Origin of the sequence: Embleya scabrispora (assembly GCF_002024165.1) — a bacterium.
In the GTDB taxonomy this organism is placed as follows: Bacteria; Actinomycetota; Actinomycetes; order Streptomycetales; family Streptomycetaceae; genus Embleya; species Embleya scabrispora_A.
This window is the reverse complement of the sequence record NZ_MWQN01000001.1, coordinates 1,469,134-1,495,082: the sequence shown is the minus strand read 5'-3', so window position 1 is coordinate 1,495,082 and position 25,949 is coordinate 1,469,134. Positions and strand designations below refer to the sequence as shown.

Annotated in this window: 20 protein-coding genes; 14 read left to right on the top strand and 6 right to left on the bottom strand. The window is 70.3% G+C overall.

Going from position 1 to position 25,949, the window contains the following annotated elements; genetic code table 11:
- Positions 1-30 precede the first annotated feature (30 nt).
- The 5 genes from B4N89_RS06560 to B4N89_RS06540 all read left to right on the top strand — a co-directional run bounded on the left by B4N89_RS06560 (position 31) and on the right by B4N89_RS06540 (position 6,336).
- A complete protein-coding gene (locus tag B4N89_RS06560; protein ID WP_078974915.1) occupies positions 31-1,467 on the top strand; it encodes an amino acid permease in 1,437 nt (478 codons plus the stop codon).
- A gap of 121 nt (positions 1,468-1,588) precedes the next feature.
- The gene (locus tag B4N89_RS06555) at positions 1,589-2,815 is read left to right on the top strand and encodes an arginine deiminase (protein ID WP_078979155.1); all 1,227 of its coding nucleotides are present in this window, start codon (positions 1,589-1,591) and stop codon (positions 2,813-2,815) included.
- A gap of 141 nt (positions 2,816-2,956) precedes the next feature.
- Positions 2,957-3,958: an ornithine carbamoyltransferase gene (gene argF, locus B4N89_RS06550; protein ID WP_078979154.1), complete on the top strand. Its 1,002-nt coding sequence runs from the start codon at positions 2,957-2,959 to the stop codon at positions 3,956-3,958.
- Between the two features lie 154 nt (positions 3,959-4,112).
- Entirely contained in the window at positions 4,113-5,048 is a 936-nt protein-coding gene (gene arcC / locus B4N89_RS06545; protein WP_078974914.1) for a carbamate kinase, read from the top strand.
- 235 nt (positions 5,049-5,283) lie between these two features.
- On the top strand, positions 5,284-6,336 hold the full coding sequence (locus tag B4N89_RS06540; RefSeq protein WP_143657875.1) for a hypothetical protein: 1,053 nt from the start codon (positions 5,284-5,286) through the stop codon (positions 6,334-6,336).
- Between the two features lie 460 nt (positions 6,337-6,796).
- Here B4N89_RS06540 and B4N89_RS06535 read toward each other — a convergent pair whose 3' ends face one another.
- On the bottom strand, positions 6,797-8,110 hold the full coding sequence (locus B4N89_RS06535) for a TerD family protein (RefSeq protein WP_078979153.1): 1,314 nt from the start codon (positions 8,108-8,110) through the stop codon (positions 6,797-6,799).
- A gap of 300 nt (positions 8,111-8,410) precedes the next feature.
- Between B4N89_RS06535 and B4N89_RS06530 the strand changes: the two genes are divergently transcribed.
- The 5 genes from B4N89_RS06530 to B4N89_RS06510 all read left to right on the top strand — a co-directional run bounded on the left by B4N89_RS06530 (position 8,411) and on the right by B4N89_RS06510 (position 16,143).
- A complete protein-coding gene (locus tag B4N89_RS06530) occupies positions 8,411-9,265 on the top strand; it encodes an ABC transporter permease (RefSeq protein ID WP_078974912.1) in 855 nt (284 codons plus the stop codon).
- Positions 9,258-10,067, top strand: coding sequence for an ABC transporter permease (locus B4N89_RS06525; RefSeq protein WP_078974911.1), 810 nt, complete (start codon positions 9,258-9,260; stop codon positions 10,065-10,067). The genes B4N89_RS06530 and B4N89_RS06525 overlap by 8 nt, the downstream gene beginning before the upstream one ends.
- 38 nt (positions 10,068-10,105) lie before the next feature.
- Positions 10,106-11,053 carry an ABC transporter ATP-binding protein gene (locus tag B4N89_RS06520; protein WP_078979152.1) on the top strand — a complete coding sequence of 316 codons (948 nt, stop codon included), beginning with the start codon at positions 10,106-10,108 and terminating at the stop codon, positions 11,051-11,053.
- A gap of 192 nt (positions 11,054-11,245) precedes the next feature.
- Positions 11,246-14,413, top strand: coding sequence for an ATP-binding protein (locus tag B4N89_RS06515; RefSeq protein ID WP_078974910.1), 3,168 nt, complete (start codon positions 11,246-11,248; stop codon positions 14,411-14,413).
- A 92-nt stretch (positions 14,414-14,505) separates the two neighbouring features.
- The gene (locus B4N89_RS06510) at positions 14,506-16,143 is read left to right on the top strand and encodes a BCCT family transporter (RefSeq protein WP_078974909.1); all 1,638 of its coding nucleotides are present in this window, start codon (positions 14,506-14,508) and stop codon (positions 16,141-16,143) included.
- Positions 16,144-16,313: 170 nt separating this feature from the next.
- Here B4N89_RS06510 and B4N89_RS06505 read toward each other — a convergent pair whose 3' ends face one another.
- Positions 16,314-16,814: an AMIN-like domain-containing (lipo)protein gene (locus B4N89_RS06505; RefSeq protein WP_143657874.1), complete on the bottom strand. Its 501-nt coding sequence runs from the start codon at positions 16,812-16,814 to the stop codon at positions 16,314-16,316.
- A gap of 193 nt (positions 16,815-17,007) precedes the next feature.
- Between B4N89_RS06505 and B4N89_RS06500 the strand changes: the two genes are divergently transcribed.
- On the top strand, positions 17,008-17,394 hold the full coding sequence (locus B4N89_RS06500; RefSeq protein WP_078974907.1) for a peptidase inhibitor family I36 protein: 387 nt from the start codon (positions 17,008-17,010) through the stop codon (positions 17,392-17,394).
- Positions 17,395-17,413: 19 nt separating this feature from the next.
- Here B4N89_RS06500 and B4N89_RS51210 read toward each other — a convergent pair whose 3' ends face one another.
- The gene (locus B4N89_RS51210) at positions 17,414-19,285 is read right to left on the bottom strand and encodes a serine/threonine-protein kinase (RefSeq protein WP_235618494.1); all 1,872 of its coding nucleotides are present in this window, start codon (positions 19,283-19,285) and stop codon (positions 17,414-17,416) included.
- 78 nt (positions 19,286-19,363) lie between these two features.
- Positions 19,364-19,774 carry a hypothetical protein gene (locus B4N89_RS06490; RefSeq protein WP_143657873.1) on the bottom strand — a complete coding sequence of 137 codons (411 nt, stop codon included), beginning with the start codon at positions 19,772-19,774 and terminating at the stop codon, positions 19,364-19,366.
- A gap of 179 nt (positions 19,775-19,953) precedes the next feature.
- On the opposite strand from B4N89_RS06490, the gene B4N89_RS06485 reads away from it, so the two are divergent.
- Entirely contained in the window at positions 19,954-20,493 is a 540-nt protein-coding gene (locus tag B4N89_RS06485; RefSeq protein WP_143657872.1) for a hypothetical protein, read from the top strand.
- On the opposite strand, the gene B4N89_RS06480 is transcribed toward B4N89_RS06485, so the two are convergent.
- Together B4N89_RS06480 and B4N89_RS06475 are read right to left on the bottom strand one after the other, a co-directional pair.
- Positions 20,455-22,017 carry an MDR family MFS transporter gene (locus B4N89_RS06480; RefSeq protein ID WP_143657871.1) on the bottom strand — a complete coding sequence of 521 codons (1,563 nt, stop codon included), beginning with the start codon at positions 22,015-22,017 and terminating at the stop codon, positions 20,455-20,457. The genes B4N89_RS06485 and B4N89_RS06480 overlap by 39 nt on opposite strands.
- Positions 22,018-22,098: 81 nt before the next feature.
- Complete coding sequence (locus B4N89_RS06475) at positions 22,099-22,593, bottom strand: hypothetical protein (RefSeq protein ID WP_143657870.1); 495 nt, start codon at positions 22,591-22,593, stop codon at positions 22,099-22,101.
- A gap of 242 nt (positions 22,594-22,835) precedes the next feature.
- On the opposite strand from B4N89_RS06475, the gene B4N89_RS06470 reads away from it, so the two are divergent.
- On the top strand, positions 22,836-23,258 hold the full coding sequence (locus B4N89_RS06470) for an ATP-binding protein (protein WP_078974902.1): 423 nt from the start codon (positions 22,836-22,838) through the stop codon (positions 23,256-23,258).
- Positions 23,259-24,021: 763 nt separating this feature from the next.
- Positions 24,022-25,935 (top strand): IucA/IucC family protein, encoded by a 1,914-nt coding sequence (locus tag B4N89_RS06465; RefSeq protein ID WP_078974901.1) that lies wholly within the window; start codon positions 24,022-24,024, stop codon positions 25,933-25,935.
- Positions 25,936-25,949: the final 14 nt, after the last annotated feature.

Here is a 25,949-nt window from a genome sequence, read left to right as displayed (position 1 = left end):
CGGTTCGCCTCGACACACGGAGGAGCAGCGATGAGCCACGCGGTGGACCCCAAGTCCCCGACCGTCACGTCGGCGCCCCGACCCGCGGCGGACGACTCGGACCCGGCCCAGGGCACCCTCGGTCTGCCGCAGGCGACCGCACTCGTGATCGGCGGCGTGGTGGGCACCGGGATCTTCCTGCTGCCGGCCACGCTCGCCAAGTACGGCACCATCAGCATCCTCGCCTTCGGCCTCGTCACCGTCGGCGCGCTGGCGATTGCCGCGATCTTCGGCAGACTCGGCGCCCGCGTCCCCGCCGCCGGCGGCCCGTACGCCTACGCCCGCGAGGCGTTCGGCGAGTTCCCGGGCTTCTTGAACGCCTGGTCCTTCTGGATCACCGCGTGGGCCGGCAACGCGGGCATCGCGGTGGCCTGGGTCGGCTACGTCAACTACTTCCTGCACTGGGACTCCACACCGGGCAAGATCGCGATCGCGCTCGTCGGCCTGTGGATCCCGGCCCTGATCAACCTGTCCGGCGTCAAGAACATGGGCCTGTTCCAGGTCGTCACCACCGTGCTCAAGTTCGTCCCGCTGATGTTCGTCGCCATCGTCGGCCTGTTCTTCATCGACAACGCCAACTTCGGCCCGTTCAACGCGAGCGGCAAGAGCTTCCTCGGCGCCCTCCAGGTCTCCGCCGCGCTGGTGGTGTTCGCCTACTCGGGCATCGAGGCCGCCTCGGTCGCCGCGGCGAAGGTCAAGAACCCCCGACGCAACATCGGCAGGGCCTCGATCCTGGGCACGCTCGCCTGCGCCGCGGTGTACATGCTGAGCACGATCGCGGTGATGGGCAACGTGCCGCACGGCGAACTCGTCGACTCCTCCGCCCCGTTCTCCGACGCGCTGAACAACATGTTCGGCGGGAGCGTCTGGGGCGGCCTGATGGCCGCGATGGCGATCGTCTCCGGTATCGGCGCGCTCAACGGCTGGACCATGCTGTGCGCGGAGATGCCGTACGCCGCGGCCGGGGACGGCATGTTCCCCCGCCCGTTCGCCCGGGTCAACCGGGCCGGGGTGCCCGCGTTCGGCATCCTCGTCGCGACGGTGCTGACCTCGGTCGTGGTCGCGGTGAACTACCTGTGGTCCGAGGACGCCTTCGAGACGATCCTGCTGCTCGCCACCGTCACCACCGTGATCCCGTACCTGTTCTCCGCGTCGGCGCAACTGTTCTGGCTGGTCACCCGCGAGCGCCCGGTCTCTCGCGCGGCACTGGCCAAGGACCTGGCCATCGCGGTCGTGGGCTTCGTGTTCACGCTGTGGATGGTCTACGGCGCGGGCTCGGACGCGGTGCTCAAGAGCCTGATCATGCTGCTGCTCGGCATCCCGGTCTACATCTGGGTCAAGGCCGCGCGCGGCGAGTACGGCCCCGGCGGCGCCGAGGCGCCACCCACCGAGCCGGCGGACATCACCGTCGACATGCGCGGGCACTAGCGCGGTGCGCGCCCGGCGCGCGCATCGTGTCCGCACGAACCGGAAACACCATCCGCAAGCCTGCCCGGTCCCGACGACCGGCACCTACACCGCAGTTCGCAACGGTCAGGAGGACCATTCCATGGGGTTCCACGTCGAGTCGGAGACCGGTCGTCTCAAGCAGGTGATCCTGCACCGCCCGGACCTGGAGATGAAACGCCTGACCCCGACGAACAAGGACGAACTCCTGTTCGACGACGTCCTGTGGGTCAAGCGGGCCCGCGAGGAGCACGACGGCTTCGCGGACGCGCTGCGCGATCGGGGCATCCGCGTACACCTGTTCACCGACCTGCTGCGCGAGACCCTCGCGAGCGAGCCGCCGGCGAAGAAGATGGTCCTGGACCGGGTCTTCGACGAACGCGAGTTCGGCCTGCTCGCGGTGGACGAACTGCGCGGCCTGTTCGAGGGCTTCGACGTCAACGAACTGGTGCGCTACCTGGTCGGCGGGATCACCAAGCGGGAGATCCTGGAATACCTGGAGGAGCCACGCAGCGTCGCCTTCCACACCATGGACGTGGACGACTTCGTGCTCAAACCGCTGCCCAACCACATCTTCACCCGCGACACCTCGTGCTGGGTCTACGACGGCGTCGCGGTGAACGCCATGACGATGCCCGCCCGCCGGCGCGAGACGGTGCACTTCGAGGCGATCTACACCTACCACCCGAACTTCGCCAAGGGCGACTTCAACGTGTGGAACCCCGGCCAGAGCAGCTTCCCCGCGACGATGGAGGGCGGCGACGTCCTGGTCATCGGCAACGGCGCGGTCCTGGTCGGCATGAGCGAGCGCACCACCCCGCAAGGTGTCGAGGCGCTGGCGCGGGCGCTGTTCAAACACGGCTCCGCGACCAAGGTGGTGGCGCTGAGCATGCCGAAGAAGCGCGCGTTCATGCACCTCGACACGGTGATGACGATGCTCGACGGCGAGACGTTCACCAAGTACGCGGGCATGGGCATGCTGCCCTCGTACACGATCGAACCGGGCGACGACGAGGAGGCGCTCAAGGTCACCGACCACCCCGCCCACGACATGCACAAGGCGATCGCGAGCGCGCTGGACCTGTCCGACATCCGGGTCCTGGCCGCCACCCAGGACGTGCGCTCGGCCGAGCGCGAGCAATGGGACGACGGGTGCAACGTACTGGCCGTGGAGCCCGGCGTGGTCTTCGCCTACGAACGCAACGTCACCACGAACACCTTCCTGCGCAAGAACGGCATCGAGGTGGTCACCATCCGCGGCAGCGAACTCGGCCGCGGCCGCGGCGGACCGCGCTGCATGAGTTGCCCTGTCGAGCGCGAGGCCGTCTAACCTGGCGTTTTGCCGATCCGTACGACCGTCGCCCGACCGTCGTGCACCCTCGTCCGATCCGTCGAACCCCCCGTGTCCGACGGCTCCCCGATCCCCGATCCCCCGGATCCCCCGATCCCGTTCGAAGAGAAGCCCGGAGCCATGGCCTTCAATCTGCGTCACCGCAACTTCCTCAAGGAATTGGACTTCACGCCCAAGGAGTTCAATCACCTGCTCGACCTCGCCGCGGACCTGAAGGCCGCGAAGTACGCGGGCATCGAGCAAAAGCGCCTCGTCGGCAAGAACATCGCGCTGATCTTCGAGAAGACCTCGACCCGTACGCGGTGCGCGTTCGAGGTCGCCGCGTACGACCAGGGCGCGGGCGTGACCTACCTCGACCCGGGCGGCTCACAGATCGGCCACAAGGAGTCGATGAAGGACACCGCGCGCGTGCTCGGCCGGATGTACGACGGCATCGAGTACCGAGGCAGCAAGCAGGAGTACGTCGAGGAACTCGGCAGGTACGCGGGCGTGCCCGTGTGGAACGGCCTGACCGACGAATGGCACCCCACGCAGATGCTCGCGGACATGCTCACCATGCGCGAACACTCGGACAAGCCGCTGCACCGCGTCTCGTTCGCCTACCTCGGCGACGCCCGCAACAACATGGGCAACTCGCTGCTGATCACCGCCGCGATGCTCGGCATGGACGTACGCATGGTGGCGCCCGAGGCGTTGTGGAACCATCCGGAGATCGTCGACAAGGCCAAGGAGATCGCGGTCCGGACGGGGGCCACGATCACCCACACCACCGATGTCGCCGAAGGCGTCAGGGGCGTGGACTTCCTCTACACCGACGTGTGGGTGTCCATGGGTGAGCCCAAGGAGGTCTGGGACACCCGGATCGCGCAACTCAAGGCGTACCAGGTCAACATGGACGTGGTGAAGGCGACCGGGAACCCCAAGGTCAAGTTCATGCACTGTCTCCCCGCCTTCCACGACCGCAACACCGCGGTCGGTCGGGACATCTTCGAAAAGACCGGCATGGAGGCGCTGGAGGTCACCGACGAGGTCTTCGAATCGGAGTTCTCGATCGTCTTCGACGAGGCCGAGAACCGCCTGCACACGATCAAGGCCGTCATGGTCGCCACCCTCGGCGACTGACACGCGGCAGAAGGATCGGCGCGGCCCGGGCACCGGACCACCGGTACCCGGGCCGCGCGTGGTTGCGAAACACCCCATTCATCCCGCTGTGCCGCGACGATGCGATCGGCCGACCGCCGTTCGCGATCGTCGCCCCGGACCGAAGGGATCCACCATGCGCGTCGTCGTCGCCCTCGGCGGAAACGCGATGCTTCAGCGCGGGGACAAGCCCGACGCGGACATCCAACTGCACAACATCCAAAAAGCGGTCAAGTCGCTGGCCCCGTTGGCGCGCGAGCACGAACTGGTGGTGACCCACGGCAATGGCCCCCAGGTCGGCGTACTGGCCCTGCAATCCGCCGCCGACCAGTCGCTCAGCCAGCCCTACCCGTTCGACGTGCTGGGCGCGATGACCCAGGGCATGATCGGCTACTGGCTGCTCCAGTCGCTGCAGAACGCGCTGCCCGGCCGCCAGGTGTGCTCACTGATCAACCAGACCCTCGTCTCCACCGCCGACCCCGCCTTTCAGGACCCGACCAAGTTCGTCGGCCCCGTCTACGAGGAGGACGAGGCCAAACGGCTCGCCCGCGAGCGCGGCTGGATCGTCAAGCAGGACGGCAAGTGGTGGCGCCGCGTGGTGCCCTCGCCCAAACCCGCGCGCGTGGTGGAGACCCGGCTGATCCGCCAACTGCTCGCCTCCGGCGCGGTCGCGGTGTGCGCGGGCGGCGGCGGCGTGCCCGTGGTCCGCAACGAACTCGGCCAACTCACCGGCGTCGAGGCCGTGGTGGACAAGGACCTCACCGCGGCGCTGCTCGCCGAAGCCCTCGACGCCGACGCGCTCTTGCTGCTCACCGACGTGCCCCGGGTGATGCGCGGATTCGGGCAGCCCGACGCGCAGGAGATCGCCAACGCCACGCCCATGCAACTGCGCTCCGGCGACTTCCCGGCCGGGTCGATGGGGCCCAAGGTCGACGCCATCTGCCGGTTCGTCGAGATGACCGGTGACATGGCGGCGATCGGCGCGCTGGATCAGGCCGCGGAGATCCTGCGGGGCAATGCCGGGACGATCGTCACGCCGAGCGGCAAGTATCCGGAGACCAGCCTGCTCTGACGGGGGCTCGGCGGGTGGTACTCGGCGGTGGGCGCTCGGTGCCTGGTTTTCGGTGTCCGGGGCTCGGCGGACCGCGGTCGCCGGCCGGCGGCCAAGGTCGGTCGTCGGCCCGGACGACCGGGGTGGTTCGGGACGCGGCGGGCCCGCGGGAACGCGGGTTCGTCGACGATCTTTTCGAGCGCGGATCGGTAAAGGGTCTGGTCCGATCGACCCGTGTGCTGTGACCATGTCGAGCATGGCCGTCTCCGTGATGCCTGCCGCCGACACACTCGCTCGAACGCTGCTCGCCGCCCGAGGCGCCGAGTGGGGGGACTGGTCCGTCGAAGCCCTGCAGGAGACCGCCGGGCGGCTCGGCTGGGAGACCCGCCGGGACGAGGACGGGCGCCTGGTGATCGAGACCGGCATCCCCGGACTGCTGTGCCGGGGCGATCCCGGCGAGCACGCCGAGGGCGCGCCATGCGTACGCCTGACCGCTCCGCTGCCGGTCCGCGTGGATCCGCCGCCGCCGACACCGGGCCTCCACGGCCCCGTGGTGCCCGGCCAGTACGCCTACGGCGGCGGCGGGATCGGCGCCTGGGGCACGGTCCCGTACGTCCGCGACCGCGGGCGGGAGTTGGATGCCGCGCACACCCGGCTCGGCGCGGCGCTCACCGCGACGCTGGGGCCCGCGCCCTGGCGTGGCGGGCCGGCCGCGTGGTTGCGGTGGCGGTCGCGCCGGATCACCCTGCGGCTCTCGCGCGACGACGCGAACGAGGCGCTGGTGATGGAGTTGTTCCCCACCCGCGCCGGCGAGGCCTTCGAACGGCGCGGATTCGAGTCCGCGCAATCACTCGCCGCACTGCCGTACATCTGGTGCGTCAGCCGGCCCGACATGAGCCTGGCCGAGCTGTTCCTGCCGTTCGGGCCGGACCCGCGCGACTGGGCCGACTTCCGCGACGCGCTTCCGCGCGTACTGACCTCGCTGGTGGTGGACATGCCGCTGGTCGGATGGGTGGAACCGGTACTGCTGGTCCTGGGCGACGTCGCCGAACCCGCGCACACGGCCGAGATCCGGGTCGGACAGGACCGGCTCGAACTCGGCAACATGCCGGGCAACGGACGCCAGGTCTGGCTGCGCCCCGGCGCCGAACACGCGGTCGCGGCCGCCGAGTCGATCCTGGAGGCATTCGCCCACTGGGACATCGACGGCGTCCGCAGACTGCGCACCCGGGCATGGACGTCGGGCGGATACGTCGACCTGCCGGGCATCGGCGTACGACCGGAGGGGACACACCCCGACGACGCGTGAGGGGGCACGGGGCGGGGTGGGCGTAGGCCGACTGCGTTTGGCCGCACGTGCCGTATGGCCGCCCCGAGGGTGCTCCCGCGGGCACGGGGATACGTCTGCGCCGGCGACCGCGGTCATGTCCGCACCTGCGCCTGCGCCTGCGCTTGCGGGCGCCCCCACGTGGGTGAACGCGACAGTGCCCGCGACCGTGTCCAACCCCCGCCCGCGACGACGACCCGCCCACGACCGCGATGTGCCCGCAACCGCCGACGCGCCCGGAGCCGGTGGTTCGCCCGCGCCCTGTGACCGGGACGGCGCCCGCACCCGCGACCGCCGACTCACTCGCGACCGCAACCGCCGACGCGCCCGCGCCCTGTGACCGGGACGGCGCCCGCACCCGCGACCGTGTCCGCGATCGCGAAGGCGCCCGCGGCCGTGCCCGCGACGTGCGCGAGGCCGGGCGCGGGCGTCGGCTTCCGCGTCAGTCCTTCGTGCCCGCCCGCCACTGCAGGCCCCAGCCGTATGCCTGGTCGACCTTTTCCTGGTTGCCCTTGATGTAGCGCACCTCGCGCTGAATCGTCAGATCCCCACCCTGGTTCTGCACAAGCGCGATCGCGCACGACCGCGCCGCGCCGCCGGTCTCGTCGAGCCTGATCTCCAGCTCGGGTCCGGTCGCCGGCGTCAGCGTCACCACCGCCTGAGCGTCGTCGAACGTCACACCCTTGTAGATGAACGCGAAGATCAACAGGCGCTTGAAGCTGCTCTTGTGGTCGAGGTTGATGAACAGGTTCTCGCCGGCGGCATTGGCGCCCGTGCGGTCGTCACCATCCAGGTACACATACGGGGGCGAGTCGGCCGAGCCGAACGAGTTGCCGAGCGCCTGCACGATCCCCTTCCTGCCGTCCGCCAGCTCCCACAGGCAGCACAGGTCGAGGTCCGTCGGCCCCATCAGCCGCTTGAGCATGCCGCGCCCGGGAGCGGCCTGAACCCAGTTCAGGTTCACCCGCATCCGACTCCCTGTGATGCCCTCCTTGCTCAGCGAGACCATCGGCGACGCCTTGGTCAACGTCACCTTGCTCAGCCGCACCGGCGGCCGGGCCGGGTTGCTCGGGGCCGGCGACTGCCGGGTGACCGGCGGCGGCGTGGCGGCGGGCCGCGGCGCCGGCTCGGGCTTGCGGACGTTCAGCCGGGGCGGAGCCGGCGGCTGCTGCACCGGCGGAGGAGGCGGCGGAGCCTGCACCCGCGGGGGAGCGGGAGGCGTCGGCGGCGCGGTCACCGAGATGCCGAAATCGGTGGCGAGCCCTTCCAGGCCGGTCGAGTAGCCCTGCCCGATCGCCCGGAACTTCCAGGCCCCGCCCCGGCGATACAGCTCGCCCGCGAGCATCGCGGTCTCCACGGTGGCGTCCGCGATGTCGAACCGGACCAGGTCCACCTCGGCCCCCGGGTCGCTCACCAGCAGGTGCAGATCCCGGATGCCCGCGAAGGTGCCGTTGTGCGCCGACGCCGCGAGCACCACCCGATCCACGCTCGCCGGCATCGACTCGAGATCGATCTCCAACGCGTCCCGCGACCAGGTCCCCTCATCCTTGCCGACGTGTCGCACCGCGCCGGACGGATGGGCCGGCTGGTTGTAGAACACGAAGTCGGCGTCACTCGCGACGCGACCGGACGCACCCAACAACAGCGCCGACGCATCCAGACCGGGTGTACCCGGCCCCGGTCGCCAGACGAGGACCGCGCGCACCTTCGCGGGGGTCACCGGCGTGTTCTGTCCCTTGCCCAACTGCTGCACCATGGGCACGATCGTCACACGAGTGGGCTGATCGGTTCATCCCCTGGCGCAAAAAAATCGAGTGCCCACTCGGACGGGTGAGTAAAACCGGGGTGAAACGTACCCGCGTGTCCGCTATTCTTGCTCGCCTTGCCCGGGGTGTTGCGGGCCGGAGTCGGCGTTCGTCACGCATCAGACTCGGCGCAACGAAACCAAGAGTGAGCATCCCCACGCCTCCGACCGAGGTCACTCCGGTATGCCCGGACTCGCGTGCCCGTTTCGGCCCCGCCGACGCCGCACGCCGCCCGGGGAAGGGATTCCACCATGTCGTTCGCTTCCGCGCGCCCGCTGCGGCCCGACCGCGCGCCCGATCGCCGGGCCCGCTTGTACCGCTTCGGCGCGCTGTTCGGCGCGGGCTTTCGCCGCTGGTCCACGTACCGCCAGGCGGCGCTCGCCGGACTGTTCACCAACATCGTCTTCGGTGTGATGATCTACTCGCTGCTGCGCGCCCTGGCCGACGACGGCCGCCGGCCCGGCGGCTACGACACCACGCAACTCGCCACCTACGTCTGGGTCGGCCAGGGCATCCTCAGCGTCGTCCACGTGTGGTCCTGGAACGAACTCGCCGACCGCGTCCGCAGCGGTGACGTGACCGCCGATCTGCTGCGCCCCATCGACCCCTTCGAAGCGTTCCTGGCCGCCGATCTGGGGCGCGCCGCCTACGCGGTCCTCGCCCGCATGGTCGTCCCCGTCCTCGCCGGCGGCCTGATGTTCACCCTGTACATCCCGCATCGCCTCTACACGGTGCCGCTGTTCGCGATCTCGCTGACCCTGGGCACAGTGCTCAGCTTCACCCTGCGCTATCTGGTCAACCTCGGCGCGTTCTGGCTCCTCGACGCGCGCGGCCTGACCGCGGTGTGGCTGCTCGCCTCCGGGGTGTTCGCGGGCACCTTCTTCCCGCTGCGCTTCCTGCCCGAGTGGGGGCAGGCCATCCTGTGGTTCGCCACCCCGTTCCCCGGGTTGTTCCAGATCCCGCTCGACGTGCTGGTCGAACGTCCCGGCCCCGCACAGCAGATCGGCAGCGTCGTCCTGCAACTGGTGTGGGTCGCCATCCTGATCCCGCTCGTGTGGCGCGTGCAGCGCGCCGCCACCGACAGGCTGGTGATCCAGGGTGGCTGAACCGGGAGGCGGACAGGCGTACGCGCGCCTGGTGCGGGCCCAGATCCGCAGTCAGACCCAGTACCGGTTGTCGTTCGCCATCGACGTCGCGTCCTGCGCGCTGGGCACGCTCGTCGAGGCCGCGGTGGTCCTGGTGGTGTTCCGCGTCTCGCCGACGGTCGGCGGATTCGGGCTGCGCGAAGTGCTGGTGATGTCCGCGCTCGCGGCCTTCGCGTTCGACCTCGCGGACCTGCTGGTGGGGAACATCGAACGCCTGTCCACATACGTCCGCAAGGGCACGCTCGATACCATCCTCATCCGCCCGCTGCGCGTACTGCCGCAACTGCTCGCCACCGACTTCGCGTTGCGCCGCGTCGGGCGCGTGGCGCAGTCGTCGGTGCTGCTGGTGGCGGTTCTCATATACGCCGACATCGACTGGACACCGGCGCGCGCGCTGATGCTCGCGCTCACCCCGCTCGCGGGCTGCGCGTTGTTCGCGGCGGTGTTCCTGCTGGGCGCCTGCGTCGCGTTCTGGTTCGTCGAATCCGGCGAGATCGCGAACGCGTTCACCTACGGCGGCAAGGAGTTCGCCCGCTATCCGGCGACGATCTACCCGGGGCTGCTGCGTCGGGTGTTCGGGTACGGGGTCGGCCTCGCGCTCGTCGGCTATCAGCCCGCGCTGTTCCTGACGGGGCACGCGGATCCGCTCGGCGGGCCGAACTGGCTCGCCTGGACCTCTCCGGCCGCCGCCGCACTCGCCTGGACGATCGCGCTGCTGGTGTGGCGGACGGGGATTCGGCACTACAGGAGTACGGGATCGTGATCGACACCGCGACCGAGACGATGATCCAGACCGACACGATGATCGAAGTGCGCGACCTGCGCAAGGAATTCACGATCAAACGCAAGATCGGCCGGGTGCGGCGGGAAACGCGGACGGTGTCCGCCGTCGACGGCGTCGAATTGAGCATTGCACGGGGCGAGATGGTCGGCTACATCGGACCCAACGGGGCCGGCAAGTCGACCACGCTCAAGATGATGACCGGGATCCTGACCCCGACCTCGGGCCACATCCGCGTCTGCGGACTGGAGCCGGTACCCCGCCGGCGCCGGCTCGCCCGCCGGATCGGGGTGGTCTTCGGGCAGCGCTCGCAACTGTGGTGGGACCTGCCGCTGCGCGAGTCGTTCCGCCTGTTGGGCGCGGTGTACACGGTGCCGCGCGGCGAACACGAGGCCCGGCTGAAGCGATGCCGGGCGATGCTGGAACTGGACGAGTTCATGGACACCCCGGTGCGCCAACTCTCCCTCGGGCAGCGCATGCGCGGCGAGATCACCGCCGCGCTCCTGCACGGACCCGACGTGCTGTTCCTGGACGAGCCGACGATCGGACTCGACGTGGTCAGCAAGCAGTCGCTGCGCGCGTTCCTTGCGGACGTCGGCGCCGGCGGCGAGGTGACGACCGTGCTCACCACCCACGACCTCGCCGACATCGAACACCTGTGCCGACGCCTGATCGTGATCGACCGGGGGCGCGTGGTCCACGACGGCACGTTGGAGGCCCTGCACACGCGCTACGGCTCGCGCCGGCGAGTGGTGGTCGATCTGGACGAGGCGCGCGAACTGGACGTGCGCATGCCCGGGGTCGCGGTCGAGGGCGTCGAGGCGGACGGTCGCCGGGTCACCTTCGCGCTGGACGGGGTGCCCGCGGGGGAGTTGATCGCCAGGATCGCGCGCGACGGTGGACTGCGGGACGTGTCCGTGCGCGAGCCGACGATCGAGGAGGTGGTGGCGCGGTTGTATCGGGAGTGACGGGGCTGTCGGGGTGCCTTGGGAGCGGGGCCGGATGGTCGTTCGGGAGCGGCACCGGCGCGGTGCGTGCGCCGATTGACGCGCCGTGGCCCGGGCGGGTTCCGCATCGGCGAGCGGGGGCCCGGTTTGAGGGATTGCCCGCTGCGGGCGTGTGCCACCCGGGAGGAGAGTCTTCCCCAGGGAGGACGGGACATGGCGCATGGTGAGGACGAGGTCGTCGGTGCCGCGCTGCTGCGTTGGGCGGACGGACGGTTTCCGTTGCCGGCCGATCCGGGGCATCGCTGGTACACCGCTCGCGGGGGCGTCGTCGCGGCCTTGGCCGGGGCCACGGTGACCCTGCGAGCGGCGGATCCCGACGCGAAGGCGACGGGGTGGGTGGGCGACGCCGACCCGGACCAGTTGCGGATCCTCGCCGCCGCGTCCGCCCGTCCTCCCGCCCTCGTGGTGGTGGGCGCGGCCGGGACGGGCAAGACCAGGACCGCCGCGATGATCATCCGACGGGAGATCGACACCGGCGGTCGTGTGCTCGTGGTGACGCGACAGCGGTATGGCGTGCGGCGGTTGTGGGCGGAGCTCGCCGATGCCGGGGTCGGGGCACGGGTACCACTCGCGGGTACGGGTGCGGGTGCGGGCGGGAGGCGGGGCGCCGGCGAGGGGGCGGGTGACGAGGACGGCGCGGTGTTGGATCGGCACAGGCGCGCCATGGTCGAGCCGTTCGGCGCCTGGGGGCTGACCCTGCGGGGAATCCAGGACCACCTCGTCGGACGGCCGCCGTGGAGTGGGCCTGTACTCGATCCCCGGCACGCGGCGGAACTCGATCCAGGCGAGGCGCGACGGCTCGGGCGCGACCTCGAGCGCTTCGCGCACGCGGGCGGGCTGCGCGACGGCGTCTGGCATGGGGTGAAGATCGACACTCCCGAACAGGCGCGAACCACGGTCGGTGAACTCGCCGAGCTACGCGCCCGCTTCCAGGAGATTCGGGCGGCCGCGGGGCGCGCCCGGCTGCATCCCGATCGGCCCGAACCACGCGATCCGGCCGAGTGGGCCGCGTGTCTGACCCTCGTCAAACGGGTGCGAGAGTTCTCGGTCGGCATCGATCCGGGGATCCTTGCCGGGCCGTATTCGATCCGGCAACTGTTGGCGACCACGCACTGGTACGGCCGTCCCTCCGTCCGCCGCCATCTGCGCGAGCACACTCGCTTCCGCATCGATCGGGGCGGGACGCGACTCGCGCTGGCGGAGGCGCGGGCCCTGCGTCGGCTCTTCCGTGAGCAGCCGGGCGGACTGCCCGAGGCGGCGTTCCTGCGGGCGATGGTACCGGCGTGGGCCGACTCCGAGCACGAACGGCAGGCGCTCGCGGCGTACACCGAAACCCTGTTCCCGATCCTGGGCCTGGCTGCCGACACTTCACTGCCCGACATCGCGGCCCACCTCGACCGGCTCGCCCGATCGATCTCGACGGAAGGCGTGTCGCCGGAGGTACTCGCGGACCGCTGTCGCTCGTATGCCCGACTGGCGACCGCCGGCCTCGCCCCGTTCGTCGCGAACCTGACGGCGCGGACGGTGCCGGCGGAAGAGGTCGCGGACGAGTACGAGCGATTCCTGTACACCTCACTCGCACACGCCGCGACCGCCGGCGACCCCGGCGGGGTGGTGGGCCTGCAGGCGCACGCGCATCGCTTCGGGACGAGGGCGGCGGCGACCGCGAGCGCGGGAGGAGCCGGGCCGGTAGCAATTTCGGGTGGGTGGATGTGGTCGCAGGCGATGCCGGCAAGCGCGCCGGTGCACGTGGCGTCGCCGCGTGCGGCGCGGCAATTGCCGGACAGTGCGCACTTCGACCTGGTGGTGGTGGACGATGCCGGGACGGTGAGCGAACGCGACGCGATCCCGGCGCTGTTGCGGGCGGATCGGGTCGTGGTGATCGGTGACCCCCTGGGGCCGGGGTTCGGCGATCCGGACGGTCCCGTCGAACCCGGCGACCCCGGTTCCGAAGGCGACCTGCGGTCGGTGCTCGCGTCGGTGAGCCGGTTCGTCGAGCCGATCCGGATCGGCTACCCGCACCGTGCCCTCGACGAACGGCTCGCGGTGCCCCCGGGCGGGGCGGCCGCCGCCGAACTTTCGGGCGTGCGCGGGGAGGTGGCCGTGCGGCACATCGTGTCGGTCGAGGACGATGTCGCGGCAGTGGTCGAGATGGTGCGAGAGTACCGGGCGCGCCATCCCGACGAGAGCGTTGCCGTTGTCACCCTGGGTGGGTCGCAGGCGCGCCGTATCCGGGCCGTGCTGCCGGCGGGGCGCTCGGACCCGGACCTCGTGGTGGGTCGCGCGGCGGCCCTTCATGGGGGTGAGTGGGACACGGTGCTCCTCAGCGTCGGGGCAAAGCGGGATCGTGAGGGTCGGCTGATCCATCGATTCGGCGCGGCGACCATGCCCGGTGGGGACGCACTCGTGGCGTCGGCGGTGTCCCGTGCACGCCGGCGACTGATCGTGGTGACCGCCTTCGAGGCGAGCGAACTCGACCCCACCCGACTGCGCGCACACGGCGCCCGGCTGTTGCGGGCGGTGTTGCGGCACGCGGCCTCGGGCGGGTGCGGGTGCGGTCGTGGGAGATCCGAAGGCGAGGAAGCGGGCACGGGGGCGCCGGCGCGTGTGGAGGCGGTCGCGGGTGTGCGGCTCGGCGGCAACGGGTGCGACGTTGACAGTCCGGACGTGTTTCATGCGGACGTCCTCGATCGGCTGAGGGCGGCCGGTCTCGACCCGATGTACGAATTCGGGGGACCTGCGGGTGTCGTGATTGCGCTCCCCGACCGTCCGGCAGACCTTGGTGCGGGTGCGGGTGCGGGTGCGGGTGCGGGTGCGGACGCGGGCGCCTGCGAGCGAGTGGAGGTGGATGCCGTTGTCGACAGGGGCGGAAGCCGCGACCGACTTCCCACCGCAGCCACCAGCGCATCTTCCACAACCCCGCCCGCAGGCGCACTCGCGGGCGCCGGCGACTGCCTCGGAGCCCGCATCGGCGACACCGCGCATGTGGGTGAGGACGCAGTCGAGATCGCGCGCGCCGGCGCACCCGTGTCCGCAGGCGCGGCCTCGGCGACATCGACGAACGCAGCCGCAGGGTGCGGACGGTGCTCGCGACGGATGCTCGTCGCGATCGAGACGGATCGCAGCACGGTCTACCTCGCGACGCCCTCCGCCCGCGAGCGTGAGTGGCTGCGGACGGCCCGTCTGGAGCGGCGCGGTTGGGTTGTGTATCGCCTCTGGAGCGGGGACTGGATTTCCGACCCCGACGCGCAGATTCGCCGGATCGTGACGCTTCACCGGTCGACAGCGCAGGCCGTAGGCATGGCTGCGACAAAGGAGTGACACCGACGTCCGACTCGGCGCGTCCCTCTCCTCCCGATCCGCGAGCCCGCACGATGTGATGTGAGGCATACGCGGACGAAAAGGATGACTCAGTGAGCGGATCGAGCCGGGACGCCGCAGCCGCGCCTCGCGTGGACCCGGTCGTCGCGGGCATCGGTTTCGCCGCCGTTCTCGCCGTCGTCCTCTGGGGCGTCTTCGCGAAGGATTCGCTCGATACGGCGGCATCGACCGGCCTCGACTGGACGATCCGCAATTTCGGCTGGTTGTTCGTCGTCGCCGCCGACATCTTCCTGGTGCTCGCCGTGTTCATCGCCCTGTCGAAGTACGGCCGGATCCGGCTGGGCCGAGACGACGACGAACCGGAGTTCGGCACGGGAGCCTGGGTCGCGATGATGTTCAGCGCGGGCATGGGCATCGGGCTGATGTTCTATGCCGTGGCCGAGCCCATCCAGCACTTCACCACGCCGCCACCGGCCTCGGGGGCGGTCCCGGAGACCCCGGGCGCGGCCGGCGCGGCGCTCGAATGGACGTTGTTCCACTGGACGCTGCACCCGTGGGCCATCTACGCGATCGCCGGCCTCGCCCTCGCGTACGCGACCTTTCGGCGTGGCCGGGGAAATCGGGTCAGCGCGGCATTCGTACCGCTCCTGGGCCGGCACGCGGACGGTGCGGCGGGCCGGGCGATCGACCTGTTGGCCATCTTCGCGACCGTGTTCGGCTCGGCCACGAGCCTCGGCCTCGGCGCCCTCCAGGTAGCCAAGGGCCTCGACCTCACCACCGACATCGAGGACACCTCCACACTGCACGTGGTGATCATCGTGGCCCTGACGGCCGCGTTCGTGGTGTCCGCGTTCAGCGGGATCCATCGCGGCGTCAAGTGGCTCAGCACCGCGAACGTGCTGCTCGCGCTGGTGCTCATGCTGTTCGTCTTCGTGGTCGGCCCGACGGTGTACGTCCTCGGCGTGCTGCCGGCCTCGGTCGGCAGCTACCTCAACGACCTGTTGACCACGGCGACCCGCACCGGAACCTTCGGCGGCGACGCGTGGATGGGCTCCTGGACGATCTTCTACTGGGCATGGTGGCTTTCCTGGGCCCCCTTCGTGGGGACATTCATCGCACGCATCTCGCGCGGCCGGACGGTCCGCCAGTTCGTGATCGGCGTACTGCTCGTACCCAGCGGGGCGAGCACCGTCTGGTTCGCGGTGATGGGCGGGACCGCGCTGCGGATGCAGCAGACCGGCACGGCCGACCTGGTGGCGAAGGTCGCGGAGGGGCCGGAATCGGGGCTGTTCGCGATGCTGGACGCACTACCCCTGTACGGCGTCACCGCGACCGTGACGATGGTCCTGGTCGCGCTGTACTTCGTTACCGGGGCCGACTCGGCGTCGCTGGTGCTCGGTTCGCTGACCAGCCGGGGCTCGCTCAGGCCGGGTCGCCTGCTGGTGGTCGTGTGGGGAACCCTGATCGGCGCGGTCGCCGCCGTACTCCTGGTCGCGGGCGGGCTCGAGTCCCTCCAGCAGGCGACCATTTTGGTCGCGCTGCCGTTCGTGTTGGTGATGATGGCGTTGTGTGTCGCGCTGTTGAAGGACCTGAACAGCGATCCGACGGTCGCCGCGGGGCCGCGGCGGATGCGGGCGCGCGGTCTGTCGGACGCGGTACGCACGGCGGTCGGCGCCGAAGACGACGGTGTCGAGGCCGAGGCCTTCCACCGACACCACGGCGGAATCTGAGCGCGCCGGTACCACTCGCTGCCGGCGCCGTGGCAGGCATGCGGGTACCGTCCGCCGCCGATGGTGTCGACCGCCGCCGAACCGGCGGCGGTCGAACGGCGGATGACCACGTGACCGGGAGCCGGTCGCGGCGACCGAGCGGTCGACGCCCGATCGGCGCCGTACGTCGATCAGCGCCGGACGTCGATCACGATGCGGCTCGGGTTGGTCAGAACGGATGTGACCACCTGGTGCACGTTGCTCTTGTAGCCGATGCCGACCTTGAGCTTGCCTTCGAAGTCGCAGGTGATCGCGTATCCGGTGAGCGAGGGCAGGTTGGTCGTCACCTGGCGCGGGCCCGTGTAGGTGGGGTTGCCGTTGTCGTCGTGGGCGGCGCTCGCGATGTCCAACTCGAGGTATTCGGCGCTGTTGGGGAAGCTGATCGGCTTCCCGCTCGCGCACTGGTAGAGCTCGTTGCTCGTGGTGCTCCCGTAGGCGGGAACGCCGGCGGAGAAGTCGAGGACCACGCGGTCGTAGGTGGCGTGTTCCCCAGTGCGGATGTTGGTGAGGTAGGTGGCGCCGGCGGCCTGCGCCGTTCCGGACAACACGGTCGTCGCGGCGATGCCGACGACGGCGGCGACACCGAGCGCGGAGCGGACGAGATGGCGACGAGGGATGGACACAACAGCCATGACAGCCTCCGAGTAAAGCCGATACCCACACCGACGAAACGTTTCGCACCTCGGTTCCCGGATGCGGGATATTGATCTTCAGTGCACTCTTTAGAGCTAATTCATCGCCATTCACATGCGTTTTCCCCCTCCACGAGCGACCGTGGAAGCACGTCGGAACCGGGGCACGGATTCGACGAACGGGGAACATCCCATGAACCGCAAGCGACGTCGTTTTGTCTGCGCGCTGGCCTTGACCACGAGCCTGCTGACCGCGGTGGCAGCGCCCGGCGCATCCGCCGATACCGCCGCCGCGTCCGCGTGCGCGCCCGGGCAGGTGTGCTTCTGGCCCTCTCCGGGCTTTGCGGGCGCACCGATGGCGAGCTTCGAGTTGGCCGACTCCAACGTGGAGCAGTGTGTATCCCTTCCCGAAGGGGTCGACGCGCTGTCCTTCGCGAACCGCATGGATCGCTACGTGACGATGTATCAGAGCCGGGAGTGCGCCACGGAAGGCGACTTCAGCACCTACCCGGGCGAGGGCGTCTACGTCCCGGATGTGCCGTACACGGTACGGGCGTTCGAGATCTGGGAGAAGCCGTGACCGGGGTCGGGACCGCTGGTCACCCCTGGGTGCCCGAGTAACCCGAGAAGTCGAAGGACGCGGCGATCCGATCGACCGTCGCGTCCAACCTCGGCGGCATCGCGAAGGTCTCGATCGAGAGTTTCGTGACCGGCAACCACCACACGCGTGGGTGATAGGAGGAGCCGTTGTCGCAACCGGCCGTCCAGCGCCGGTAGTCGGCGGACTTGTTCCCGACCGGGCGCAGACCTCGTTCCACGATCGTCGAGGACGTGGTCAGCGCGCTGCCGTGAGGGACGGTGCCGCGGCACCACGCGTCGCCCTGCCAGACCCACCCGGAGCCGGATTCGAGGTCCAGCGCCCGCCCCCATTCGTCACCGGGCGGGTCGGGCAGGCGAATTTCCACACCGTCCACCGCGCACCCGTCGTTGGGGCGACCCAAAAGCGCGGTGGGCGGCAACACGCACACCACGTTCGGGCCGTCCGCGCCCTGCTCGACGGTCCAGCCCGCCGGCACGGCGAAGGTGATGCCCTGGAGGCTGTGCCGCGTTTCACCGCCGGAGCTCGGCGGGGCGGTCGTGGCGCGGGTCCAGGTGGTCGTGGGTACGGCCGCGGCGGTGGCAGCGGTACCACCGGGGGTGCCGCTGCTCGATGGCACGCGCCCTGCGGCGGAGGGACGGGTCGAGGGGGTGCCCGTGGTCGACTGGTCGGTCCGACGGGTGGCGGGGGAGTCGTCGTGGACAAGCCTGGGCACGGCCACCGCCGTGCCCACGGCCAGCAGGCAGGCCACGACGGCGGCCGCGATCGGACCGGCGCGGCCACGCCTGCGGGGTTCGGCGGAGGGCACCGTCCAGGGCGAGGACGTGTAGGTCGGTATGTGGCTCGGCGGCGGTGCGGAGGCGGCCGTGTCGTGCGGTGAGTGCGCGGGCAGCGGGTGGGTGGTCGACGGGCGCGAGTCGCCGGCAGGGGGAGGGAGGTAGGGCGGGGGAGCCGGCGTGGGCGGGCCGGACGGCGCGGGGGTGGGTAAGGAGCGGGCGGGGGCCTGGTGTGCGGGAAGCATCGTGGTGACGGCTTCGGGGAGCCATGTGTCCGAGGCCGAATGTGCGTCCACGCCGAGCGCTTGGAGGTAGGTCAGTACCTGTGCGGCGGGTGGGCGGTCCTCGGGTGCCTTGGCCAGGCAGGACTGGACCAGGCCCCGGAGTTCGCGCGGAACACCGTCCAGATCCGGCTCGCCGTGCACGACGCGGAACACCACGGCCTCCACACGGCCGCCTCCGAAGGGTGGTCGGCCGGTCGATGCGTAGGCCAGAACACCGCCGAGCGCGAACACGTCCCCCGCGGGTCCCACTTCGATGTCGAGCGCCTGCTCGGGGGCGAGATAGCCGGGGGAGCCGATGGTGCTGCCGGTGCGGGTGAGCGCGGTCTGCTCGCCGATCCGCGAGATGCCGAAGTCGATCACGCGCGGACCGTCCTCGGCCAACAGCACGTTGGACGGCTTCAGGTCCCGATGTACCACGCCTGCGGTGTGCAGGGCGGCCAAGGCCTCGGCGAGGCCGCCGGCCAACACCCGCACGGCCTCGACAGGCAGCGGTCCCTGCTCGGCGACCGCCGCGTGCAACGACGGCCCGGGTATGTAGGCGGTGGACAGCCACGGCTCGTCGGCGTCGGCATCGGCGTCCAGCACGGGTGCGGTGAAGAAGCCCTGCACCCGTCGGGCGACATCGATCTCGCGCCGGAACCTGGCCCGGAAGTCGGGATCCTGGGCGAGCTCGGCGTGAATCACCTTCACCGCGACGGGCCGCCCACCGGGCGATCGGCCCAGATAGACCCGCCCCATACCACCGGCGCCGAGTCGGCCATGGATCGTATAGGGCCCGATCCGCGTCGGATCGCCGGCCTGGAGCTCGCGCATCGATTCCCCCTGAGTCGATGGGTGTCCCTGCCCCCGCGACGCCGACCCCCCGGTCGATCAGCTGCCCGGCGACCGCCGTCAGCGCGGCACGTGCGTCACGAGGTCGAGCAGATCCTGCCGGCGCATGACCGCGTGCGGGTCCCGAATCCGCAACATGACGGCGGCGTGAGTGAGATGGCCCCGGGCCCGGCCGGGTGCGGACACGGGCTCATCGGCATGCCCGGGTTCGGTGTCCGACCCCGACTCCCGGTCTCCGACGGCGGGTTCGGCGGTGTCCCACACGGCGCGGAACACGGCCGCGATGGTGTCGGGCTCCAACCGACCGTCGTCCCGCAATGACCCGCCGACCCGCCGAAACGCGGAGAGGAACGCGGTGCCCGACGGCTCCGGATCCGCCGACAGGGTTTGGGTCAGGTCCGCGGTGTCGGCCGGCGTCGGACAGGTCGGGACGCGTGGCCCGGCCACCCAGGACACCTGCTTGTGCGGCATCCCGGACTCGATCACCCACCGCCCGGCGATCGCGCGACCCGGTCGGCGTGACCCCGGATCCGCAAACGCGCGCCATTGTCGTCCTGGCGCCACAGCTCCCACTCGTTCACGCGACACAGTGTCCCTCGTTCGAGTGATCGCAGGGCGTGGCAACGCGACACTCCGCTCCAATACATCGCATGACGACGCTGACTGTGACGGCCGCCGAACAGGCTCGGGACACCGACCGATTGCCCTCTTCGCATCCCGAGTTGGAAACGGCGGTCGATGCGGCGCTCGAACGGTTGATGCGCGCCGGATCCGCGCGCTCCGCGTCCCCGCCGCCGCGCCGTACCGCTTTCGAAGCCCGTGCGACCACCGAGCCGGAGGCGTGGGCGCGTTGGTGGCGACGGTTCGAACCGGCGCGGAAGCGGCACGACCTACCGGCCATACGCGGCATGATCCTGGGCCTGATGGCCGGCTACGGCCTGTCTCGGCTGATCGAGGGCGTGCCCGAACGCAGCCTCACCCGACGCGTGTGCGACGTGGTGGGGGTACTGCACCGGCTGAACGGGCGAGGCGAACACGAACTGGTCCCGGACCTGGCCCAACTCGCGCTGCGCCGACTTCAGACCGACGAGGCGCTCGCCGCCAACCCCAACCACTGGGCCTGGGACGCGGCGGAGGACCTGCGCGATCTGTCAGCCGGCCTCGGAGAGCTTGCGCTCGGTGTCCGCTGACGCGGCGGCCGGATGCTGTGGCCCCCGGCGCAGCGGGATCTCCCGCAGCAGCAGCGCGAGTAGGAAGCCGAGCACAGCGATCGGGATCGCGGCCAGGAACACCGCGTCCAGAGCATCCGCGAATCCGGCCAGTGTCGCCTCCCGTTGCCCCGCCGGCAACGCGTCGATCGCCTGCCGCGTCACGCCCATGCCGCTCTCGCCGGCCCCACCCGCGACGGCGCCGTCGGCGAGCCCGTGCGCGAACACCGCCCCGAGCACGGCCGCGCCCAGCGCCGAACCGATCGAGCGCGCGAACGAGTTGAGGCCGGTGGCCACGCCGATGTCGTCCGGGTCCACCGAGTTCTGCACCGCGAGTGTGGTGACCGGTCCGATCGTGCCGAGGCCGAATCCCAACACCATCAGCCCGATCAGCAGATGCCCATACGGGCTGTCGGTGCCGAGCAGTGACAACACCGCGAGCCCGGCCGCGGCGAGCAGGGTGCCGATCAGGGGAAAACGCTTGTACTTGCCGATTCGCGAGATCAACCGACCCGTCAGGGTCGAACAGACCATCATCGAGAGCATCATCGGCGCGAGCAGCAGTCCCGACTCGGTCGGCCCGTGACCGCGCACGATCTGCTGGTAGATCGGCAGGAAGGTACTCATCCCGATGGTCAGGCACCCGGTGACCATCGTCAGGGGGCATGCGACGCGCACGATCGTATTGCGCGAGAGCAGCCGCAGGGGGACCAACGGATCGGCGGCGCGCCGCTCGACCAGCACGAACGCCGCGAGCAGGGCGACCGCCGTGCCGGCAAGGGCCAGGCTGGGCGCGGAGATCCAGGCGTACTGTGTTCCGCCCCAGCTGGTGAACAGGATCAGGGCGCTGGTTCCGCAGGTGAGCAGCGCGAGCCCGCAATGGTCGAACGGACGCTTGGTATATGCCTTGCGCGGCAGCTTGAGCACCACCGACGTGACCATCAGAGCCACCGCGCCCAGTGGGATGTTCACATAGAACACCCACCGCCACGACAGCGCCTCGGTGAAGAAGCCGCCGATCAGGGGCCCACACACGGTCGAGAAGGCGACCGTGGACGCGATGAACCCCTGGTAGCGACCGCGCTCCGCAGGTGGCACCAGATCGCCGATGATGGCCTGCGCGTTGCTCATGAGCCCGCCGGCGCCGAGCCCCTGGATCACCCGGAAGGCGATCAGGGTCCCCATCGACTGGGCGATTCCGCACAACATCGAACCCGCGAGGAAGACCACGATGGCGAACTGAAAGAGCCGCTTGCGGCCGTGTACGTCACCGAGCTTGCCGTACAGCGGGATCGAGACGGCGGTGGCGAGGGTGTACGCGGTGGTCACCCACGCCAGATGTTCGAGCCCGCCGAGGTCGGCGACTATCGTCGGCATCGCCGTCGAAACGATGGTCGCGTCGAGCGATGCCAGCATGACGCCGAGCATCAGCCCGCAAAAGACCAGCAAGATCTGGCGATGCGTCAGAGTGGGCGGGGCGGCGGTACCCGCCCCCGAGTCCTTCACATCGCTAAAAGCTAGGCTGGGTAATGAACCATGTCAATGATCATCCACGGCCCGGGCCCGCGATGTGCCTCGATGTGGTCTCTACGCGGCACCGCTGCGCAGCAGCGCCACCACCCCGTCGACGCCCTCGCTGCGCAGCCGCTCCACCACGCGTACGCCCTCGAGGCGGGTCTTCATGTCCTGCGGGGTCAGGCCGCGCTCCAGGCACGCGGCCGCGAGCTTGTACTCGGTGGGCAGGATGCCGGCGGTCAGCCAGGCCAACACCTGGGCCGCCGTCAGGTCCAGCTGCGTCCAACTCGTCGCCATCGCGTGGCGTTGCTCGGGGGTGGTCCTGGGGTCGATCTGCTTGATCACCCGACCGATGTCGAGTACGCGCGTAGCGTCCCGATTGGGAGCCGCGGCGGGCGCCGGCGCCGGGATGACAGCGCGCGGCACCGACTGCGCCTGACGGCGCTGCTGCGGCGGCTGGTGTTGTCGATTGGACCGGGTCGGCGTTTCCGAACTGCGCCGACGAGGCCGCCGACCGTCGAGGAGATTGGCCAGCATGGCCTGTTCGACGGCATCGAGATCTTCCACCACAGGTAGTCACCCTTCTGGAATCCGCACCGTGCACAATCCGGTCATTCACGAAGGAATGCCGTTGTTCGGCGCTCACAATCACACGCCGGGAGGGACGTGGACTGCGATGGTCTTGCCCATGTCGACCTTCGCTCACACACGCGACCGATCATCGAATCGTAGCGATGTGACGAATCGTCAACCGCGCGCCCGCAAGCGCGCCGGTCAGTACGCTGAGGCGCGGTGCCGAAAGGGGTGACATGGGAACGGGATACGAGCGATCCTGCTGGTTCACCCTGCCCGCCCAACCCGCCTCCGTCGCACAGGCCCGGCGTGCCCTCGCCGACCATCTGACCTACTGGGGACTGCCCTACGGGCACGACCTGGGCTACGCCCTCAAGTTGGTCGCCTCCGAACTGATCACCAACTCCGTCGAACACGCGGCCGTACTGTCGCCGGAGGTCTCGGTGACGTGCACCGTGCACGACGGTTGGCTGTGGCTGGGCGTTCGCGACCGCCATCCCTACCGCCCGGTCGCCCTGTTGGAGACGGTCGACGACACGTCGGGCCGCGGCCTGCTGATCGTCCGCAACATCGTCACCGAACTCGCCGGTCAGATCCACATCGAGGCCCACCCGGACGGCAAGACGCTGTGGGTGATCCTGCCGTGGCCGGTCGCCTGACCCCCTCCCCGGCCCGTGCGGGCGTACCGCGCCCACGGCGACCACGTGCGGTCGAACTCGTCGCATGGGTAGCCGAGATCGGCCGAGTCGGACGGTGAAGGAGTCGCCTGCGGGTGCGGGCTCTGACGCGGACGCGCGGATGGGACGGGTGACTCCCTTCGCGTGCGACTCTCGGTGCCTGCGGACAAGGGCGTTCGTATCGTAACCGCATGACGACGATGCGTGATGGCGATCCGCGGATCACGCGATCATCCCAGCGATATCCTCCACAAGTGCCCCGAGGCGTCCCGAAGTGGTGCAAGCTCCTTGTGGAAGTGAGGGGTGCGCCGCGCGGCTTCCTCTCGTCCGTCCCGATCGCCACGCCGGCGGACGGACGGATCCGCCCCAGGCCCGCCGGCATGTTCGCGGGCCGGCGCAGGCGGACGGAAAACCGGCCCGGAGCCGCCTGTTCCGGCCGTTGACGCCGCTCTTACCGGGAGGTTCGTATCGTGCGGAGGAGTCCTCCGGACCGCTCGGTGACGACGTTTCGGGCGGCGGTTCGCATCCGCCGCCGATGCCGTGCCCGCCGGCGTCGCGGATCATGACGAGGGGTTGCCATCGCGCAAAGCCCGCACACGCGGGCCCGTTGCGGGACATGATTCTGATAACCGGCGGATTGCCGTACGGTGAACGTCCCTCGGAGCGGTGGCGAATGGACCGCGTCCACGATCCGAACCGTAGTCCGACCCACGGCCGTGCAGACCAGGGGAGGTACGTACCGCACATGTCGACATCCGCGGAGGCGCTTCCGGAGCCGGCGCGACCGGGCAGCCCTCGAAAGCCCACCCCGGGGCCCGCCGGCGACGAACCCTCGCCGGCGCGCGACCATCCGGCCCACGTCGAACCCGAACACCCGCGCACCGGCGCGGTACTCGGCGCGGCGCGGCACTCCGGACCCGGTGACCGGGTCTCGACCGATCCGCTGCTCGATCCCGTGCCGGCGCGCGCCGCCGATCACGCGGCCATAGAAAATCTGCTGCGCTGCCGCATCCGCGAAAGCGGAACGGTGGTACCGGCGGACGGCCCGTTACGGCTTCCGTTGCCCGCGACCGCCAGCACCGTCGTCGCGCCGATCCTGTATCGATCCGAGACGGGCATGCACCGATTCGGACCGGTCCGACTGAGCAGCGGCGTCGCACTGGACGCCACCACGCTGGCGGTCCTGCTCGCGATCGAGGCCGCGCACGGTCGCGTCGGCTCGATCACCGCGATCGCCGACATGACGGACCGGGTCATCGACTCCACCCGGCGGATCGCACACCACCTCTCCGAGCGGCGCAAGTCGCCCGAGGACACTGCCGGAACCACACCGTTCCTGAGCACCGAGCAGTCGATCGTGCTCGGTCACCCGATGCACCCCTCACCGGCATCCCGGCAGGGCATGTACGGGCCCTCCTCGCCGCGCTACTCGCCGGAACTCCGCGGCTCGTTCCCCTTGCACTGGTTCGCCGTCGACCCCTCGGTCGCGGTTCACGACGGTGACCTGGGCCGGCCTGTGCCGGTCGTCCTCGCCGGCCTCGCCGAAGGCGACGTGAACCTGCCGCCGGGCATGGTCGCGCTGCCGGCGCACCCGTGGCAGGCCCGGGACGTGCTCGCCCGCCCGGGCGTCGCGGCCCTTCTGGATCGCGGCCTGCTGCGCGACCTGGGGCCCGGCGGTCCCGCTTGGTCGGCGACGTCCTCGCTGCGCACGGTGTACCGTTCCGGCGCGCCGGTGATGCTCAAGACCTCGCTCGGCGTCGAGATCACCAACTCCCGGCGCGAGAACCACCGCGGTGAACTGCGCCGCGGTCTCGCGGTGCACCGGATGCTCGACGCCGGTCTCAAGCGGGTCATGCATTCCGCCCATCCCGGCTTCGACGTGCTGCGCGACCTGGGCTGGATCGCCGTCGACATCCCGGGTGGGCGTGGCGAGTCGGGCCTCGAACTCGTGGTGCGGGACAACCCGTTCGGCGCGCGCGATCGCGTGCACTGCATCGCGGGCCTGGCCGCTCCGCGCCCGGATCTGGCGCGGGGCCGGTCGATGCTCGCCGATGTGCTGTACACGCTCGCCGCGCGTACCGCGACACCCCTTCGGGAGACGGCGGAGTCGTGGTTCCGGCGCTATCTGGACGTGTTGGTCGCGCCGATCCTGTGGTTGCACGGTGAATACGGCCTGGGTCTGGAGGCGCATCAGCAGAACACGATGGTCGTGCTCGACACCGACGGCCGCCCCATCGGTGGTCGCTATCGCGGCAATCAGGGTTACTACTTCTCCGCCGAGCGCGGCGCCCGTCTGGCGCGTTGGCTCCCGGGCGCGGGTCGGGACCTGGGCACGTGGTGTTCCGACCGTGTGATCGACGAACGGCTCGGCTACTACCTGGCGATCAACAACGTGCTCGGCCTCGTGGGCGCGATGGGTGCGCAAGGACTGGCGGACGAACAGGCGTTGATCGCGATCTTCCGCGATCGACTGGTGCGCACCCGCACGGATCACCCCGCCGGACGCCCGCTGGTGGACCGCCTCCTCGACGGTGCCACACTGCGGTGCAAAGCCAACCTGCTCACCCGCGTCGCGGGTCTCGACGAACTCGAAGTCCCGTTGGAGACCCAGTCCGTCTACGTCGACATCCCCAACCCGATCGCGGACGTACGCGGCTGAGAGGTTCTCGTACC